Source organism: Allobosea sp. RCC_152_1, from assembly GCF_041360765.1.
GTDB classification, from domain to species: Bacteria; Pseudomonadota; Alphaproteobacteria; order Rhizobiales; family Beijerinckiaceae; genus Allobosea; species Allobosea spartocytisi.
Map to the genome: position 1 here is coordinate 32,035 of NZ_JBFUPU010000001.1, position 16,478 is coordinate 48,512.

The 16,478-nt window shown below is 67.1% G+C and carries 16 protein-coding genes; 10 read left to right on the plus strand and 6 right to left on the minus strand.

Features of this window, described 5'->3' with window-relative positions; translation table 11 throughout:
* Positions 1-6: 6 nt before the first annotated feature.
* Entirely contained in the window at positions 7-801 is a 795-nt protein-coding gene (locus tag AB6806_RS00165; protein ID WP_142020205.1) for a class I SAM-dependent methyltransferase, read from the minus strand.
* Between the two features lie 50 nt (positions 802-851).
* On the opposite strand from AB6806_RS00165, the gene AB6806_RS00170 reads away from it, so the two are divergent.
* The 3 genes from AB6806_RS00170 to AB6806_RS00180 all read left to right on the plus strand — a co-directional run bounded on the left by AB6806_RS00170 (position 852) and on the right by AB6806_RS00180 (position 3,841).
* Positions 852-1,763: an SDR family NAD(P)-dependent oxidoreductase gene (locus AB6806_RS00170; protein WP_370953879.1), complete on the plus strand. Its 912-nt coding sequence runs from the start codon at positions 852-854 to the stop codon at positions 1,761-1,763.
* Positions 1,747-2,607: an SDR family oxidoreductase gene (locus AB6806_RS00175; protein WP_142020206.1), complete on the plus strand. Its 861-nt coding sequence runs from the start codon at positions 1,747-1,749 to the stop codon at positions 2,605-2,607. The genes AB6806_RS00170 and AB6806_RS00175 overlap by 17 nt, the downstream gene beginning before the upstream one ends.
* 244 nt (positions 2,608-2,851) lie before the next feature.
* Positions 2,852-3,841, plus strand: coding sequence for a magnesium transporter CorA family protein (locus AB6806_RS00180; protein WP_038361150.1), 990 nt, complete (start codon positions 2,852-2,854; stop codon positions 3,839-3,841).
* Between the two features lie 12 nt (positions 3,842-3,853).
* On the opposite strand, the gene corA is transcribed toward AB6806_RS00180, so the two are convergent.
* Entirely contained in the window at positions 3,854-4,912 is a 1,059-nt protein-coding gene (corA, locus tag AB6806_RS00185) for a magnesium/cobalt transporter CorA (protein WP_142020207.1), read from the minus strand.
* 39 nt (positions 4,913-4,951) lie between these two features.
* The gene (locus AB6806_RS00190; protein ID WP_142020208.1) at positions 4,952-5,173 is read right to left on the minus strand and encodes a hypothetical protein; all 222 of its coding nucleotides are present in this window, start codon (positions 5,171-5,173) and stop codon (positions 4,952-4,954) included.
* Positions 5,174-5,198: 25 nt separating this feature from the next.
* Between AB6806_RS00190 and AB6806_RS00195 the strand changes: the two genes are divergently transcribed.
* Positions 5,199-6,566, plus strand: coding sequence for a dicarboxylate/amino acid:cation symporter (locus tag AB6806_RS00195; protein WP_370953880.1), 1,368 nt, complete (start codon positions 5,199-5,201; stop codon positions 6,564-6,566).
* A gap of 28 nt (positions 6,567-6,594) precedes the next feature.
* Here the strand turns inward: AB6806_RS00195 and AB6806_RS00200 are convergent, their stop codons facing one another.
* Complete coding sequence (locus AB6806_RS00200) at positions 6,595-7,641, minus strand: cysteine synthase A (protein ID WP_142020210.1); 1,047 nt, start codon at positions 7,639-7,641, stop codon at positions 6,595-6,597.
* 140 nt (positions 7,642-7,781) lie between these two features.
* Here AB6806_RS00200 and AB6806_RS00205 point away from each other — a divergent pair, with 140 nt between their 5' ends.
* The 5 genes from AB6806_RS00205 (at position 7,782) to AB6806_RS00225 (ending at position 13,465) form a co-directional block, all read left to right on the plus strand.
* Entirely contained in the window at positions 7,782-9,020 is a 1,239-nt protein-coding gene (locus tag AB6806_RS00205; RefSeq protein ID WP_142020211.1) for a class I SAM-dependent RNA methyltransferase, read from the plus strand.
* A 9-nt stretch (positions 9,021-9,029) separates the two neighbouring features.
* Complete coding sequence (locus tag AB6806_RS00210) at positions 9,030-10,442, plus strand: FAD-binding oxidoreductase (protein WP_142020212.1); 1,413 nt, start codon at positions 9,030-9,032, stop codon at positions 10,440-10,442.
* A gap of 188 nt (positions 10,443-10,630) precedes the next feature.
* Complete coding sequence (locus tag AB6806_RS00215; RefSeq protein WP_112763522.1) at positions 10,631-11,650, plus strand: ABC transporter substrate-binding protein; 1,020 nt, start codon at positions 10,631-10,633, stop codon at positions 11,648-11,650.
* A gap of 212 nt (positions 11,651-11,862) precedes the next feature.
* On the plus strand, positions 11,863-12,663 hold the full coding sequence (locus tag AB6806_RS00220) for an ABC transporter ATP-binding protein (protein ID WP_133562120.1): 801 nt from the start codon (positions 11,863-11,865) through the stop codon (positions 12,661-12,663).
* Positions 12,664-12,688: 25 nt separating this feature from the next.
* Positions 12,689-13,465 (plus strand): ABC transporter permease, encoded by a 777-nt coding sequence (locus AB6806_RS00225; RefSeq protein WP_038362391.1) that lies wholly within the window; start codon positions 12,689-12,691, stop codon positions 13,463-13,465.
* A gap of 1 nt (position 13,466) precedes the next feature.
* On the opposite strand, the gene AB6806_RS00230 is transcribed toward AB6806_RS00225, so the two are convergent.
* On the minus strand, positions 13,467-15,062 hold the full coding sequence (locus AB6806_RS00230; protein ID WP_142020213.1) for a gamma-glutamyltransferase family protein: 1,596 nt from the start codon (positions 15,060-15,062) through the stop codon (positions 13,467-13,469).
* A 51-nt stretch (positions 15,063-15,113) separates the two neighbouring features.
* Positions 15,114-15,881, minus strand: coding sequence for an SOS response-associated peptidase (locus AB6806_RS00235; protein WP_142020214.1), 768 nt, complete (start codon positions 15,879-15,881; stop codon positions 15,114-15,116).
* 87 nt (positions 15,882-15,968) lie between these two features.
* On the opposite strand from AB6806_RS00235, the gene AB6806_RS00240 reads away from it, so the two are divergent.
* A complete protein-coding gene (locus AB6806_RS00240; RefSeq protein ID WP_142020215.1) occupies positions 15,969-16,469 on the plus strand; it encodes a hypothetical protein in 501 nt (166 codons plus the stop codon).
* Positions 16,470-16,478: the final 9 nt, after the last annotated feature.

The following is a 16,478-nucleotide window of genomic DNA, read 5'->3' on the forward strand; positions in this document are numbered from 1 at the left end:
CCCTGCTCAGGCAACCGCGCTCTTGCGGACGCGGATATGCAGGAACAGCGGTGCGATATGCGTATCGGCGAGGTAGGGCTGGGCCTGCGCCGTCTCGGCATCGACGCGCGGCTCGGCCATATGCTCGATCGTCAGCCCGGCCGAGACGATCATCGCGACCCATTCGCTCAGCGTGCGGTGGAAGCGCGGCACGCGGAACGGTTCGACGCTGGCCTTGACCTCGGCCGGCGCGGCGCCGAAGCGCCAGGTTTCGATCTCGCCGTCGACGCCGTCGAAATAACGACCGACCTCGATTCCACGGATGGTCCCGGCCTCGTCCCGCAGCACCTTGCGATAGGGCGGGGCAAAGCACGGATGCAGGATCGAGAACTGCAGGAACCCTCCGGGTCTCAGCACGCGCGCGGCTTCCGCCAGCGCCTTGTCCTGCCGCGGCATGTCCATCATCGACATGAACGCCGTGGCGAAGTCGAAGCTCGCATCGGCGAAGGGCAGGGCGGTGCCGTCGCCCTCCCGATAGGCGATGCCGAGCGGCGCCTGCATCTCGGCCGCTTGCGCGTGGCGAATGAAGGTCGGCGCGATGTCGACCGCAGTCATGCGCGCGCCGGCCTCGGCCAGCTTGCGTGTGTTCGAGCCTTCGCCGCAGCCGATGTCGAGGCCGTCCAGGCCGGCAATATCGGGCAGGTTCGCCAGGAAGGCCGGCGTGTTCAATGCGTCGCGATAGAGGTCGTAGCCGGCGCGCGCGTGCCGGGTCCAGGTTTCGGCATTGGCCTCCCAGCAGGCCGCGACATCCGCGCTGTCCATGGTTCTGCTCCGTTGCGAGGGGAGCGGGGCTATAGAGCGACGAACCCGCTATGGCCAGCGCCGATTCGGCCGGGGCAGCCATGAGCGTCACGCAGTCATTCCTGTCCGGCCGCATCTGCCTCGTCGCCGGTGCCTCACGCGGGCTCGGGCGTGGCGTCGCCAGGGCGCTCGGCGAGGCCGGCGCGACTGTGATCGTCACCGGTCGCTCCAGCGAGGCCGGGCCGCATACCGACCAGCGCCCCGAGACCTTCGAGGACGCGGCCCGCGAGGTCGAGGCCGCCGGCGGCAAGGGCCATCCCTATCGCTGCGACCACACCAATGAGCGCGAGGTCGACGGCCTCGTGTCCTGGGCCCTGCGCCGCTTCGGCCGGCTCGACTGCGTCGTCGATGCGGTCTGGGGCGGGAACGAGGGCTATGACGGCGAGCGCTATCCCGATGGCTCCGGCTACGGCACGCCGTTCTGGCGCCGGCCGGTCGCGAGGCTTGGCGAGAGCTTCGAGAGCGGCGTCTATGCCCAGCTCCTGCTGGCGCGGGCGGTCGCTCCGGCGATGGTGCAGATGCGCTCGGGCCTCATCGTCACGGTGAGCTTCGACACGGGCGCCGGCTATCTCGGCGATGTCTTCTACGATCTGGCCAAGGCCGCGATGAATCGCCTGACCTTCGCGATGGCGCAGGAACTGAAGCCCTTCGGCGTCACCGCGCTCGGCCTCTCGCCCGGCCATGTCCTGACCGAGCGCGTTCGCGATGCGGGGCTGGCGGCGCAAACCACCGAGACGCCGCTCTATGCCGGCCGCGCCGTCGCGGCGCTGGCCGCCGACCCCGATGCCGCGCTTCATGCCGGGCAGGTGCTGCACGTTGCCGATCTGGCGCGCGCCTATGGCTTTACGGACCGGGACGGCTCGCAGCCCGGCCGCTTCATCATCACGAACCAGGAGGGAGGCGGCGATGTCGCTCAAGGGTAAGACGCTCTTCATCACCGGCGGCTCGCGCGGCATCGGGCTCGCCATCGCGCTTAGGGCAGCGCGGGACGGCGCCAATGTCACCATTGCCGCCAAGACGGCCGAGCCGCATCCCAAGCTGCCGGGCACGATCTACACCTCGGCCGCCGAGATCGAAGCGGCCGGCGGCAAATGCCTGCCGCTGATGGTCGACGTCCGCGACGAGCAAAGCGTCGCCGAGGCGGTCGCCAAGACGGCCGAGACCTTCGGCGGCATCGACATCGTCGTGAACAATGCCAGCGCGATCCAGCTCACCAACACGCAGATGACCGACATGAAGCGCTTCGATCTGATGCATCAGATCAACACGCGCGGTACCTTCATGGTCTCGAAATACGCCATTCCCCATCTGGAGAAGGCGGAGAACCCGCATATCCTGATGCTCTCGCCGCCGCTCGACATGAAGACGCAGTGGTTCGCGCCGCATCTGGCCTATTCGATCGCGAAATACGGCATGAGCCTGTGTGTGCTGGGTCTGGCCGGCGAGCTGGCCCGCCAGGGCATCGCCGTCAACGCGCTCTGGCCGCGCACGACGATCGCCACCGCCGCCGTCCAGAATCTGCTCGGCGGCGACAAGATGGTGCAGGCCAGCCGCACGCCGGAGATCCTGGCCGACGCCGCGCATATGATCTTCTCGAAGCCCTCGCGCGAGTTTTCCGGCAACTTCCTGATCGACGACAGCTTCATGGCCGGCGAGGGGGTGACCGACTTCACGCCCTACCGCGTCGACCCGTCAGTGCCGCTGATGCCGGACTTCTTCGTCCCGGCCGATAGCAAGCCACCGCAGGGCGTGAAGGGCGGCGTCTGAGGAACGTCACATGCCGTCCTGCTCGGGCTTGACCCGAGCATCTCATGACAAGGAGGCTCCTGAGCCTTTCCTGAAAAGAGATTCTCGGGTCGGCGCTTCGCTTCGCCCGAGAATGACGCTCTTTTAAGTTTCCGGTTTTCGGGCGCGGGCCCGAAGGCTCCGCCGACCGTCATCGGTTTGACATCCGCCTCGGATCGGAGTTCCTGCCGGTTTCCCCTCTGACCGTGCATCGAGATTCGCGCCCATGCTGATGATCCACGGCATCTGCCCCGACTCGCGCGACAAGCTGCGCTCGGCGACGCTCGGGCCGGCAGAAATCTTCTCAGCCGATACGGTCTGGATCGACCTGCTCAACCCGACGCCCGAGGAGGACAAGCGCGTCGAGGAGCATCTCGGCATCTCGATCCCGACACGGGAGGAGATGCACGATCTCGAGCCCTCCGAGATCATCTATACCGAGAACGGCGCGCATTACATGACGGCGCGCGTGATCTGCCAGTCGGAAACCATCGTCCCCAAGCTGGCCGACGTCACCTTCATCCTCACCGAGAAGGCGCTGGTGACGGTGCGCTATGACGAGCCCGGCGCCTTCAACATCTTCCTCAACCGCGCGACCAAGCCCGGTGGCTGCGGCGAGCAGCCGGAGGCGGTGCTCGACGGACTGATCGAGGCGATCGTCGACCGCGCGGCCGAGGTGCTGCGCGGCGTCGGCGACAAGATCGACATGGCCTCGCGCCGGATTTTCGCCGGGCGGGCGCAGGACGTCGAGCAGGGGGGCGTCTATCAGGTGGTGATCCAGCGGATCGGCCAGCACGAGCACATCATCTCGAATGTCCGCGAGAGCATGATGTCGGTCGAGCGCGTCCTGCTCTTCCTCTCGGCCAACTACAAGCGCCCGAAGAAGGCCCAGACCGGCTTCTCCGCCGAATGGCGCTCGGCGGTGCGCGACGTGCAGGCCATCGAGGAACATGCGACCTTCCTGTCGAACAAGCTCCAGTTCATGCTCGACGCGACGCTCGGCCTCGTCTCGATCGAGCAGAACAAGATCATCAAGCTGTTCTCGGTCGTCTCGGTGGCGCTGATGCCGCCGACGCTGATCGCTTCGATCTACGGCATGAACTTCAAGGCCATGCCGGAACTCGACTGGCAGTGGGGCTATCCGCTGGCGCTGGTCTCGATGGTGCTCTTCGCGGTGCTGCCCTATCTGTTCTTCCGCTGGAAGAAGTGGCTCTGAGCGACTGCCCGGCTACAGCCAGCCATTGCGCTTGAAGCGCCAGTACAGCACGGCGCAGGAGGCAAGGATCACCACCAGCACGCCGTAATAGCCATAGGGCAATTCCAGCTCCGGCATGTTCTTGAAGTTCATGCCGTAGATGCCGGCGACCGCGGTCGGCACGGCCAGGATCGCCGCCCAGGAGGCGAGCCGCTTGGTGATCGCGTTCTCCTGGCTCTGGCCGACCAGCAGGCTCGCCTCGAAGGCGAAGGCCAAAACCTCGCGCAGGCTGTCGATCTTCTCCTGCACGGTGCGGACATGGTCGGTCACGTCGCGGAACATCGGGGCGAGCGTCGGCCGGACCTGCGGCACGGTGCCGTTCATCAGGCGCTGGCAGACATCGACCAGCGGCGCCACCGCATTGCGCAGGCGCAGCAGGTCGCGCCTGAGCATGTAGAGCCGCTCGATGTCCGAGCGCGCCATCGGCTTGGCCAGGACCTTGTCCTCGATCTCCTCGACCTCGTCATGGATGGCCTCGAGCACCGGCATGTAGTTGTCGACGATGAAATCGAGGATGGCGTAGAGGATGAAGTCCTCGCCCTTTGCCAGCGAGGTCGGGCAGGTTTCCCAGTGCTGCCGGACCGAGGTGTACGAGGTCGAGGCGCCGTGCCGGACGCTGACGATGTAGCCGCGACCGAGGAAGATATGCGTCTCCCCGAAGGCGATGCGCCCCTCGATCAGCTGCGCGGTGCGCGCCACCACGAAGAGGGCGTCGCCATATTGCTCGAGCTTCGGGCGCTGATGGGCGTTGGTCGCGTCCTCGACGGCGAGCGGATGCAGATTGAATTGCCGCTGGACGCAGTGGAGCAGGGCGGCGTCGGGCTCCAGCAATCCGATCCAGACGACGTGGTCGTCCTTGCGCGACCACTCGCCGGCCTCCTCGACGGGGACATCGGCGACGCGCACGCCATGGGCATAGACACTGGAGGCGACGACGCCGGCCGCATGGGGATGGCCCGGCTCGGCCGGGGCAACGGAGGGTGAGGGTTCGGGCGCGGTCCTGGCGGCGAACCTGACATGTGAAGCCGTCATGCGATCACCTCGTCTTTCGCGGGATCACCTTAGGGCAGGCTAGAACGCTTCGACCTTCGGGGAAATCATTTTTGCGGCAAAAGAATTTTCGGCCTTCGCGGCGGAGGGGCTCGTCGCCGACGCTCTTGCCGCGAATGGATCCATTTTCTCTTTTTGCGGCAATCCGGAGAGTATTTTTGCTGCTGGTCCGGCCAAAGACGGAAGCCTCCGCTTTTGCGAAAATCGCGCCAGATCGTATATATGGCGCGTATCTTCAGCCATTTGCGGCGATTGACGAGCTCTTGCCATGACAACATCGACATCCCGGAGCGGTTCGTCCGCTGCCGGCGCTAAGCCGTTCTATTCCAACTTCGGCTTCCAGGTTTTGACCGCGATGGTGGTCGGGCTCGCGCTCGGCTGGGTCGCGCGCAACATCGGCCCGGATGCGGCCGGACAGCCCAACTGGCTCACGACCACGCTCGCGACCACGGGCTCGATCTTCGTGCAATTGCTGCAGGCGCTGGTGCCGCCGCTGATCTTCACGGCGATCGTCGCCTCGATCAGCAATCTGCGCCAGCTCTCCAACGCAGCCGCGCTGGTCTGGCAGACTCTGCTCTGGTTCGCCGTCACCGCTTTCATCGCGGTGTTGATCGGCATCGCGCTCGGCGTTCTGATCCAGCCCGGCATCAATGCCGGCGTGGTCGCCGCCAGCGCCAAGGCGCCGGGCACGGTCGGCTCCTGGCTCGACTTCCTGAAGGGGCTCGTGCCTGCCAACATGCTCGGCTTGCAGGCGACGACGCGGGTCGACGGTGGCGGGGCGACCACCCGCCTCGGCTTCAACGTGCTGCAACTGCTGGTGATCTCGATCGTCGTCGGCGTCGCTGCGCTGAAGGTCGGCGAGCGCGCCAACAGCTTCCTCGCGCTGAACGAGTCGTTCCTGGCGATCGTCCGCAAGATCCTGTGGTGGGTGATCCGGCTGACGCCGATCGGCACCGTCGGCCTGCTCGGCAATGCCGTGGCTCAATATGGCTGGCAGACGCTGGAGCAGCTCTCCTGGTACGCCTTCGCGATCTACCTCGGCCTCGCCATCGTCCTGCTCGTCGTCTACCCGACCTTGCTCGTCCTGCACGGGCTTTCGCCTGTGCGCTTTTTCGCGGGTGCCTGGCCGGCGATCCAGCTCGGCTTCGTCTCGCGTTCCTCGATCGGCACCTTGCCGGTGACCGAGGCCGTGACCGAGAAGAGCCTGGGCGTCCCTCGCGAATACGCCGCCTTTGCCGTGCCGCTCGGCGCGACCACCAAGATGGACGGCTGCGCCGCGATCTACCCTGCGATTTCCGCGATCTTCGTCGCGCAGTTCTACGGCGTGCCGCTCGGCATCCAGGAATACGTCCTGATCGCCTTCGTCTCGGTGATCGGCTCGGCCGCGACCGCCGGCCTCACCGGCGCGACGGTGATGCTGACGCTGACGCTTTCGACGCTCGGCCTGCCGCTGGCCGGTGTCGGCCTGCTGCTCGCCATCGACCCGATCCTCGACATGGGCCGCACGGCGGTGAACGTCGCCGGCCAGGCGCTGGTGCCGACCCTCGTGGCCAAGCGCCAAGGCATGCTCGACCAGGCGCAATACGACCGCGCCGGCGATATCGACGCGATCGACGCGACGCCGCGGGCGGCGTGAAGCTGAAGGGCCTGAGGCGGCTGCCGCCTCAGGCCATCACCTTCGCGACGACCTGCTTCAGCGCCGAGCCGTCGCGCTCCAGCCAGCCGGGCACCGGCAGGTTCTTCGAACGCAGGAACTCCGGGTTGAACAGCTTCGACTGGTAGCGCGTGCCGTAGTCGCAGAGCACCGTCACGATGGTGTGGCCCGGCCCCATCTGCTGCGCCAGCCGGATCGCACCGGCGACGTTGATGCCCGATGAACCGCCCAGGCACAGCCCCTCATGCTCCAGCAGGTCGAAGACGATCTGCACCGCTTCCGCATCGGGGATCTGGAAGGCGGCATCGACGGGTGCATCGACCAGATTGGCGGTGATCCGGCCCTGGCCGATGCCTTCGGTGATCGAGGAGCCCTCCGACTTGAGGACGCCGCTGGTGTAATAGGAATAGAGCGCCGCGCCCATCGGATCGGCCAGTCCGATCGTCACCTTCGGATTGCGAGCCTTCAGCGCCATGCCGACGCCGGCGAGCGTGCCGCCCGAGCCGACCGCGCAGATGAAGCCGTCGACCTTGCCTGCCGTCTGCTCCCAGATCTCCGGGCCGGTGGTGTCGAGATGGCCCTGCCGGTTCGCGACATTGTCGAACTGGTTGGCCCAGATCGCGCCGTTGGGCTCGGTCTTCGCCAGTTCCTCGGCGAGGCGGCCGGAGACCTTCACGTAATTGTTCGGGTTGGCGTAGGGCGCGGCCGGCACCTCGACCAGCGTCGCGCCGGCGAGCCGCAGCATGTCCTTCTTTTCCTGGCTCTGCGTCTCCGGGATGACGATGACCGAGCGATAGCCCAGCGCGTTGCCGACCAGCGCGATGCCGATGCCGGTATTGCCCGCCGTGCCCTCGACGATGACGCCGCCCGGCTTCAGCTGCCCCTTCGCCTCGGCGTCGCGGATGATCGCGAGCGCGGCGCGGTCCTTCACCGATTGGCCGGGATTCATGAACTCGGCCTTGCCGAGGATGGCGCAGCCGGTTTCCGCCGAGGCGCGCTCGAGCTTGATGAGCGGGGTATTGCCGATGGCTTCGATGACGCCGTCGCGGATAGTCATGGCAGGATTTCCCAATTCGTCCCTGACCTGATAGGCGAAAGCCTCGTTCCCGTCATCAGCAGGCCGGCTCTGCGCCGGAGATTGTCACGATGCCCGCCGCCCGATCGAATCCGCCTCCGGATGCTTCGCCTCGCCTTGCGATGAACGAAGTCCTGACCATCGATCGCCTCGGCCAGAAGGGCGATGGCATCGTGCAGGCGCCCGCCGGCAGCATCTTCGTTCCCTATGCGCTGCCGGGCGAGACCGTGCGCGCCGTGGTCGATGGCGATCGCGGCCAGCTCGTCGAGATCATCGCGCCCTCCGAATCCCGCATCGCGGCGATCTGCCCGCTCTTTACCCGTTGCGGCGGCTGTGCTGCGCAGCACATGGCACCCGGTCTCTATCGCGAATGGAAGCGCCAGCAGGTCGTGACCACGCTGAGCCGCGCCGGCATCGAGGCGCCCGTGGCCGATCTCGTCGACGCCCATGGTGCCGGGCGGCGCCGCGTCACCTTCCACGCCCGCCGCGAGGGCGAGGCGATGGTCGTCGGCTTCATGGCGGCGCGCAGCCACGATCTGGTTCCCGTCGAGGCCTGCCCGGTGCTGGCGCCGGGCCTCGACCGGGCACCAGCCGCCGCGCAGATGTTGGCGAACCGGATGGGCGGGGCGAACAAGCCGCTCGACATCCAGATCACCGCCTCCGAAGCGGGGCTCGACGTCGATATGCGCGGCCACGGACCGCTCGGCGACAAGCTCAGGCTCGCCTTGACCCAACTGGCCGAGCGGCTCGACCTCGCCCGGCTCTCCAACCATGGCGAGATCGTCGTCGAGCGCCGTCCGCCCTTGCAGCATATGGGCAAGGCGCTCGTCGCCCCGCCGCCCGGCGGCTTCCTGCAGGCGACGGTGCTGGGGGAGGAGACGCTGGCGAATCTCGTCACGGCGGCTCTGCCCAAGGGCAAGCGCGCCGCCGATCTCTTCGCCGGCTGCGGCCCCTTCAGCTTCCGCATCGCCGAGCGCATGCAGGTTCTCGCCGTCGAGAGCGACAAGGCCGCGATGCTGGCGCTGGCGAAAGGTTTTGGCGCGACGCCGGGGCTCAAAGCCATCGCGACCGAGACGCGCGACCTCTTCCGCCGCCCGCTGCTGGAGCATGAGCTCAACGGTTTCGACGTCGTCGTGCTCGACCCGCCGCGTGCCGGCGCCGAGGCCCAGGCGAAGCGGCTGGCGGCCTCGAAGGTCAGGGACGTGATCTACGTCTCCTGCGATGCCGGCAGTTTCGCGCGAGACGCTGCGACGCTGGTTGCGGGCGGATATGCGCTGGAAGGCGTGACGCCGGTCGATCAGTTCCGCTATTCCGCCCATGTCGAGCTCGTCGGCGTGTTCCGGCGCGGCAGGAAGGGCTAGGACTTCAGGATGAGCGCAATTCTCGATCGCATGGCCGGCATCGTCGGCGCGAAGAACATCGTCACCGATGCCGACGCCATGGTGCCCTATCTCAAGGAATGGCGCGATCTCTTCCGCGGCAAGGCGCAAGGCATCGTCCGCCCCGGCTCGACGACCGAAGTTGCCGAGCTGGTGAAGCTCGCAGCCGAGACCGGCACGACGCTGGTGCCGCAGGGTGGCAATACGGGTCTCGTCGGCGGCCAGATCCCGATCGCCGAGGGCAGGGAGATCATCCTCTCGCTGCAGCGTCTCGACAAGGTCCGCGCGGTCGATACCGATGGCGACACCATGATCGTCGAAGCCGGCGTCACGCTGAAGCGGGCGCAGGATGCGGCGGAAGCGGCCGGACGGCTCTTCCCGCTCTCGCTGGCCTCGGAAGGCTCCTGCACCATCGGCGGCAACCTCTCGACCAATGCCGGCGGCACCGCCGTGCTGGCCTATGGCAATGCCCGCGAGCTCTGCCTGGGCCTGGAAGTCGTGCTGCCGGACGGTCGCATCTGGAACGGTCTGCGCCAGCTCCGCAAGGACAACACCGGCTACGATTTGAAGGACCTCTTCATCGGCGCCGAGGGCACGCTCGGCATCATCACGGCGGCCGTGCTCAAGCTCTTCCCGCTGCCGGCGGCGCGGGCCACCGCCTTCCTCGCCGTGCCGGACCCGGAAGCGGCGCTGGAACTGCTCAACGCCGCCAAGGCCGGCGCCGGCGGCACGCTCACCACCTTCGAATTGATGCCGCGCATCGGCCTCGATTTCGTCCTGCGCCACGCATCGGGCACGCGCGATCCGCTCTCGGAGCCGTCGCCCTGGTATGTGCTGATGGAGGTCTCGGCCCAGTCAGCCGCCGGGCTCGACGAGCATGTCGAGGCCTTCCTCGGCGATGCTCTGGAGAAGGGCATCGTCACCGATGCCGCGCTCGCGGGTTCGCTGACCCAGCGCGCCGATTTCTGGAAGCTGCGCGAGATGATGTCGGAGGTGCAGACCTATGAGGGCGGCTCGATCAAGCACGACGTTTCCGTGCCGGTCCATGCCCAGCCGGAGTTCCTGAAGCGCGCCATCGCGGTGGTCGAGGCGATGGTCCCGGGCTGCCGGCCGGTGCCCTTCGGCCATCTCGGCGACGGCAACATCCATTTCAACGTCAGCCAGCCGGTCGGCGCCGACAAGGCGGCCTATCTCGCCGGCTGGAGCGAGATGAACGAGGCGGTCCACGCCATCGTCACGGAGCTGCACGGTTCGATCTCGGCCGAGCACGGCATCGGCCGGCTGAAGCGCGACCTGCTGCCGGGAGTGAAGGACCCGGTCGAGCTCGACCTGATGCGCGCGATCAAGCAGACGCTCGATCCCAGGGGCGTGCTCAATCCGGGCGCGATGCTGGCCGCGAAGTAAGCTGCGGTCGAGAGTGACGCACCTGCCTGCACGGCTGCCTAAAAAACTGGCAGGACGGCCTTTCCACCTGATTGACCGCTTTCGGGCCCCTCTTTAGCCTTTGAAGCACAATCAAAAATCGGGGGTCGGCTCAGATGATCGGCGTGGTGCGTGGGGTTTCGAAGAATGCGGCGGCGAAGGGCAGGGGGATGACCCGCCGCGCGCTGGCCGCAGCCGCTGCCGGCTGTGCCCTGGCGCTCGCCTCGGCAGCGCCCGCCACCGCCCAGACGCCGGTCAAGTTCACGCTCGACTGGGTCTTTCAGGGGCCGACCTCGCCCTTCCTCGTCGCGCTCGACAAGGGCTACTACAAGGCCGAGGGGCTCGACGTGACCATGGATCCGGGCCAGGGCTCGGCCGGCGCCGTCCAGCGCGTCGCGACCGGCGCCTACGATATCGGCTTCGCCGATGTGAACTCGCTGATCGAATACAACGCCAAGAACGCCGGCAAGGAAATCCTCTGCGTCTTCATGGCCTATGACTTTCCGCCTTTCGGCGTGCACGCGCTGAAGAAGAGCGGGATCACGAAGCCCGCCGATCTCGCCGGCAAGAAGCTCGGCGCCCCGGTCTTCGACGCCTCCTTCCGTTTGTTTCCGGCCTTCGCCAAGAAGGTCGGCATCGACGCGGCAAGCGTCCAGCACGTCAATCTGACGCCGCAGCTGCGCGAGCAGTCGCTGGTGCAGGGCACGGTCGACTTCATCTCCGGTCATTATTTCTCGTCGATTCTCGACCTCAAGGCGCGCGGCGTGAAGGCCGAGGATGTCGTCTCGTTCAACTACTCCGACTACAAGATGGACGTGTACGGCAACGGCATCATCGTCTCGCCGGCGCTGGCCGCGAAGCCGGAGGTCGTGACCGGCTTCCTGCGCGCCACCGCCAAGGCCTGGAAGGAAGTTGCCGCCAATCCGGCGCTCGGCATCGCCGCCGCCAAGAAGCGCGACCCGCTGATCGACGAGAAGCTTGAGGCCGAGCGCCTCGACATGTCGCTCAAGATGAACGTGTTGACCCCTTACGTGAAGGAGAACGGCATGGGCGATGTCGACCCGGCGCGCTTCGCCCGCTCGGTCAAGGACGTGGCCGAGGCCTTCGGCCTGCCCGCGGCGCCCGAGCCGGACAAGGTCTTCACGGGCAAGTTCCTGCCGCCGAAGGCCGAGCGGATGGTTGCGCCTTGATTCATGAAGGGTGCCGAAGAGAGCGATGAGCGGAATGACGAATGCGGGGAACCCTTCTCCCGTGTGGGAGAAGGGCAGGGATGAGGGCCTGCCTTTCCCGCAGAAGGCGCAGCCGCTCCTTGTCGTATCGACGATGACCCGCAGTCCCTCACCCCTGCCCCTCTCCCATCCGGGAGAGGGGTTCCCCACGCCTGCCGGTGATGACGCTGCCTATGCTTGACAGTTCGGAACCGCCCCTCGTCGAACTGCGACAGGTCAGCCTTGCCTATGGCAGCGGCCCCGCGCGCATGCTGGCGCTGGAGGATGCGACGTTGTCCATCGCCAAGGGCGAGTTCATTGCCGTGGTCGGCCCTTCCGGCTGCGGCAAGTCGACCCTGATGAAGCTCGTCACCGGCCTGCTGCCGCCGAGCGGCGGCGAGGTTCGCGTGCACGGGCAGGTGGTGAAGGGGCCGATCCGCGGCGTCGGCATGGCCTTCCAGGCGCCGACGCTGATGCCTTGGCGCACCACGCTCGACAACATCCTGCTGCCGCTGGAGGTGGTTGAGCCGCACAAGCGCCGCTTCCGCGCCAACAAGGCCGAATACGTCGCGCGCGTCGAGGCGCTGCTGGCGTCGGTAGGCCTGGGTGGCTTCGGCCAGAAATATCCCTGGCAGTTGTCCGGCGGCATGCAGCAGCGCTCGAGTCTCTGCCGCGCGCTCGTCCACGAGCCGGATATCCTGATGCTCGACGAGCCTTTCGGCGCGCTCGACGCCTTCACCCGCGAAGAGCTCTGGAGCGTGATGCAGAAGCTCTGGATGGAGCGCCGCTTCACCGCGGTGCTCGTCACGCACGATCTGCGCGAGGCGGTCTATCTCGCCGACACCGTCTATGTGATGAGCCGGCGCCCCGGTAAAATCGTCAAGATCCGCAAGATCGAATTGCCGCGTCCGCGCACGCTGGAGACGACCTTCGAGATCGAATTCGTCGACATCGTCCACGAACTGCGCGAGCGCATCCACATGGAGCATGCGTGATGCGGCCTCCGGTTGGACAAAGATCATGACGGAGAGACAGAAGCGTCTTTTGCTTGTCGCCATGCCCTGGCTCGCCATGGCGGGGCTGCTGCTGCTCTGGGAACTGGCCTGCATCGTCTTCGACGTACCGGAAATCCTGGCCCCGCGTCCGAGCCGCATCTTCGAGACGATGGTCCAGCGCTGGGACATCCTGCTGCGCTTCTGCCTGGAGACGCTCTGGACCACGATCATCGGCTTCGCGCTGGCGATCGGCTTCGGCCTGCTGCTCGGCCTCGCCATTGGCGCATCGCCCTTCATCTATGCCGGGCTCTACCCGCTACTGATCGCCTTCAACGCGATCCCGAAGGTCGCGATCGTGCCGATCCTGATGATCTGGGTCGGCGTCGGCGCCTTGCCGGCGGTGATCACCGCCTTCGTCATCTCCTTCTTCCCCATCGTCGTGAACGTCGCCACGGGGCTTGCCACCATCGAGCCCGAGATGCGCGACGTGATGCGCTCGCTCGGCGCGAGCCAATGGGAGATCCTGACCAAGGTCGGCGTGCCCCGCGCGATGCCCTATCTCTTCGCCAGCCTCAAGGTGGCGGTGACGCTCGCCTTCGTCGGCTCGGTGCTGTCGGAGACGGTGGGCGGCAATCGCGGCATCGGCTTCCTGATGTTGTCCGCCGGCGCGCGCAATGACGCGCCGACCACCTTCGCCGGCCTGTTCTCCATCGCCATCATGGGCATGGCGCTCTACGCGCTCTGTGCCCTGGTCGAGCGGCGGATGACCCGCTGGGCGTTTCGCGCCGAGATCGTGAGCTGATTCAGGGCGTCGCGACGTAGCCGTCGCGGCGTGGATCGGCGGCGCCGGTGAACACGCCGGTCGCCGGATCGACTGCGACCGCCTGCATGCCGCCGCAGCGCATCGTCCAGCCGACATCGAACGCCTTCGCATCATGGCCGCGCCGGACGAGTTCGGCGATGGTCTCCGGCGCGATCCGGTCCTCGATCTCGACGAGGCGCCCATCCCAGAGCCGGGCGCGCGGCGCCTCGATCGCCTCCTGCAGCGGCAGCCCGAAGACGAGATGCTGCACCATGGCCTGCGCCTGCGTCTGCATGATGCCGTAGCTGCCGGGCGTGCCGAGCGCGAGCACCGGCTTGCTGTCGCGCGTCGAGATCGAGGGCGACATGCACATGGCCAGCGCATCGCCGGGCTTGGCCCGGTTCGGGCTGCCGGTCTGCACATCCGCCCAGTACAGGAAGTTGTTGAGGCAAAGCCCCGTGCCGGGCACTACGACGCCGCTGCCGAAGGGGCTGCCGAGGCTCTGCGTGATGCAGATCAGGTTGCCCTCGCTATCCGCGATCGAGAAGGAGGTGGTATGCGCCGGATCCTCCTTCTCCTGTGGCGTCCATTGCTCGGTCGGTCCCGTCACCGGCTTGCCGTCGGTGAGGCGCTGGCGCAAACGCGCGACGGAAGCCTCGGACAGAATCTCGGCGAGCGTCTCCGGGCTTGGATTGTTGTGGGCGATGCGCTCGCCCGCCGCGAGGCGGATCGCGCGATAGACGAGGTCGAGATGGTCCGCGCCGTCCCTGGGAAGCGAGGCGAGATCGAGACCTTCGAGCAGGCGCAGCGTCAGCAGGAACTGGAAGCCTTCGCAGGGCGGCGGCGGCACATGCACCGAAAGCCCTTTGAAGCTCGCGGCCAGCGGCTCGCGCCACACCGTCTTCACTGCCGCGAGGTCGGCCATCGTCATCGAGCCGCCGAGCGCCTGGAGATGGGCCACGATCGTCTCGCCGAGCGCGCCGCGATAGAAGTGATCCGGTCCCTTTTCCGCGATCTCGCTCAGCGTCCGGGCGAGATCGGATTGGACCAGCAGCGAGCCGAGATGCAGGGCGCCATCGGGCTGGTAGTTCTTCGACCAGGCCGGATAAAGCGCCGGGTATGTCTTCAGAAGCGGGTCGTTCTCCTCGAACTCCGCCGCGCCGAATTCGGCGAGAGCGAAACCGTCCCGGGCGAGCGCGATCGCCGGCGCGAAGATCTCCGGCAGCGATTTGCGGCCATAGGTTTTCACCAGCTCGCACCAGCCGGCGAGGTTGCCGGGCGCGGCGACCGAGAGGGCGCCGCGTTCGAGATCGGAGCGCTTGCTGAAGCGCTCGACCGGGAAGCTCGCCGGGATCGGCGGCACGAAATCGAGCACCCGCACCCGCTGCTCGGCTGCGACCCATAACGTTGCGAAGCCCATGCCGGCGAGGCAGGACATGAAGGGTTCGACGACATTGAGCGCCGCGGCTGTGGCTGCGGCGGCGTCGAAGGCGTTGCCGCCCTGGGCCAGCAGCCGGGCCCCGGCCTGGGCTGCGAGCGGATGTGCGGCGGCGACCATGCCGTGGCGGGAGGTCATGGTGGGGCGGCGGCCGTGCATCTGCGCGTTCTCCTCATCGTGCTTTTGCACGATCAGAGCATGATTCCGCCGCTAGAACAGGCTGCCTTGCCCATCATCGACGGGACGCCGGGTCGCTTTGCGCGCATGGCTCGCCGGCTCGGCCGCGGGAGGCTCCGGCACCGTCTCCGCCATTGGCGCCTGCACTTCCGGCCCGTCATGCGCCACCTTGTTGACGGCGGGTCCGATCGCGACCGGCTCCAGCAGAGCGTCCGGTGGCGGCTTGAGCAGGCGATCGATCTGCTGCGGCGCGGCGCCCGGATCGAGCCAGGCATCGTAATCGGCCGGGTCGAGGATGACCGGGCAACGGTGGTGGATCGCGGCCATGGTGCCGTTGGCCGGGCCGGTCATCATCGCGACGGTGTCGATCTCCGAACCATCAGGCGAATGCCAGGTTTCCCAGAGCGCCGCGAAGGCGAAGAAGCCGCGATCCGGCCGGCGGAACAGGAAGGCGTCGGCGCGCGCCTGCCGCCCCGTCCCGGAGCGGCGCCATTCGTAGAAGCCGTCCGCCGGCAGCAGGCAGCGCCGCCGCGTCAGTGCGTGGCGGAAGGAGGGCTTCTCGGCCGCGCTCTCCATGCGGATATTGATGACGAGGGGGAAATCCTTGGGGTCCTTGACCCAGCCGGGAATGAAGCCCCAGCGCATCAGCAGGAACTGCCGCGCCCCGTCATGCAGCCTGACGATCGGCACGGGCTGCGTGGGCGCGATGTTGTAGCGCGGCGGAAAATTCGGCTGCTCGCGATAGCCGAAGCTCGCGCGCATCGCCTCGGGGGGCAGGGTGATCGCATAGCGTCCGCACATGGCGCCTGTTTAGCGCGATAGCGGCAGAGCAAAGCAACACTTTGTTGGGGTTTGGCCCACCATAGTCGCGGCGAGTTGGGGCTCAGGATGACCGTCTCCGCGACGCAATTGCAGGCCGGCGAGGCGGCTGATCGGACGGACGGGCTCCGCGCCCCCCGTCTCTCGACCGATTTCCTCAACCGCTACAGCGAAGCGTTGATGCTGATCGAGATGGCGGAGAGCGACGACAGCGTCATCGAAGACCTGCAATCCTGGCGAAACCTCTGCTATCGCGGGCATTTCGAGATATCGGCTCTGCGCTGCGCTGGCGAGGCGCTGGTCGCCTATGACCGGCTTGACCCGGCGCGGCGCAAGAGCTTCGAGGAGGTCTGCCGTTCCATGGCTCGCCTCGTTGCGACGGTGACCGCGCTCCTCGTCGAGAAGCCGCGCCCTGCCGAATTGCCGACGATCATCGAGGTGGCGAGCGAGGCCTTGCGCAGGCTCATCACGCGCTCGACCCAGTTCATCAACGCCAACGGCACGATCGACATCGCGACCTTCGACGATGCCAGCCTGCAAGGCGAGATCGACGCGCTGCTGGCGCGCTGATCAGGCGCT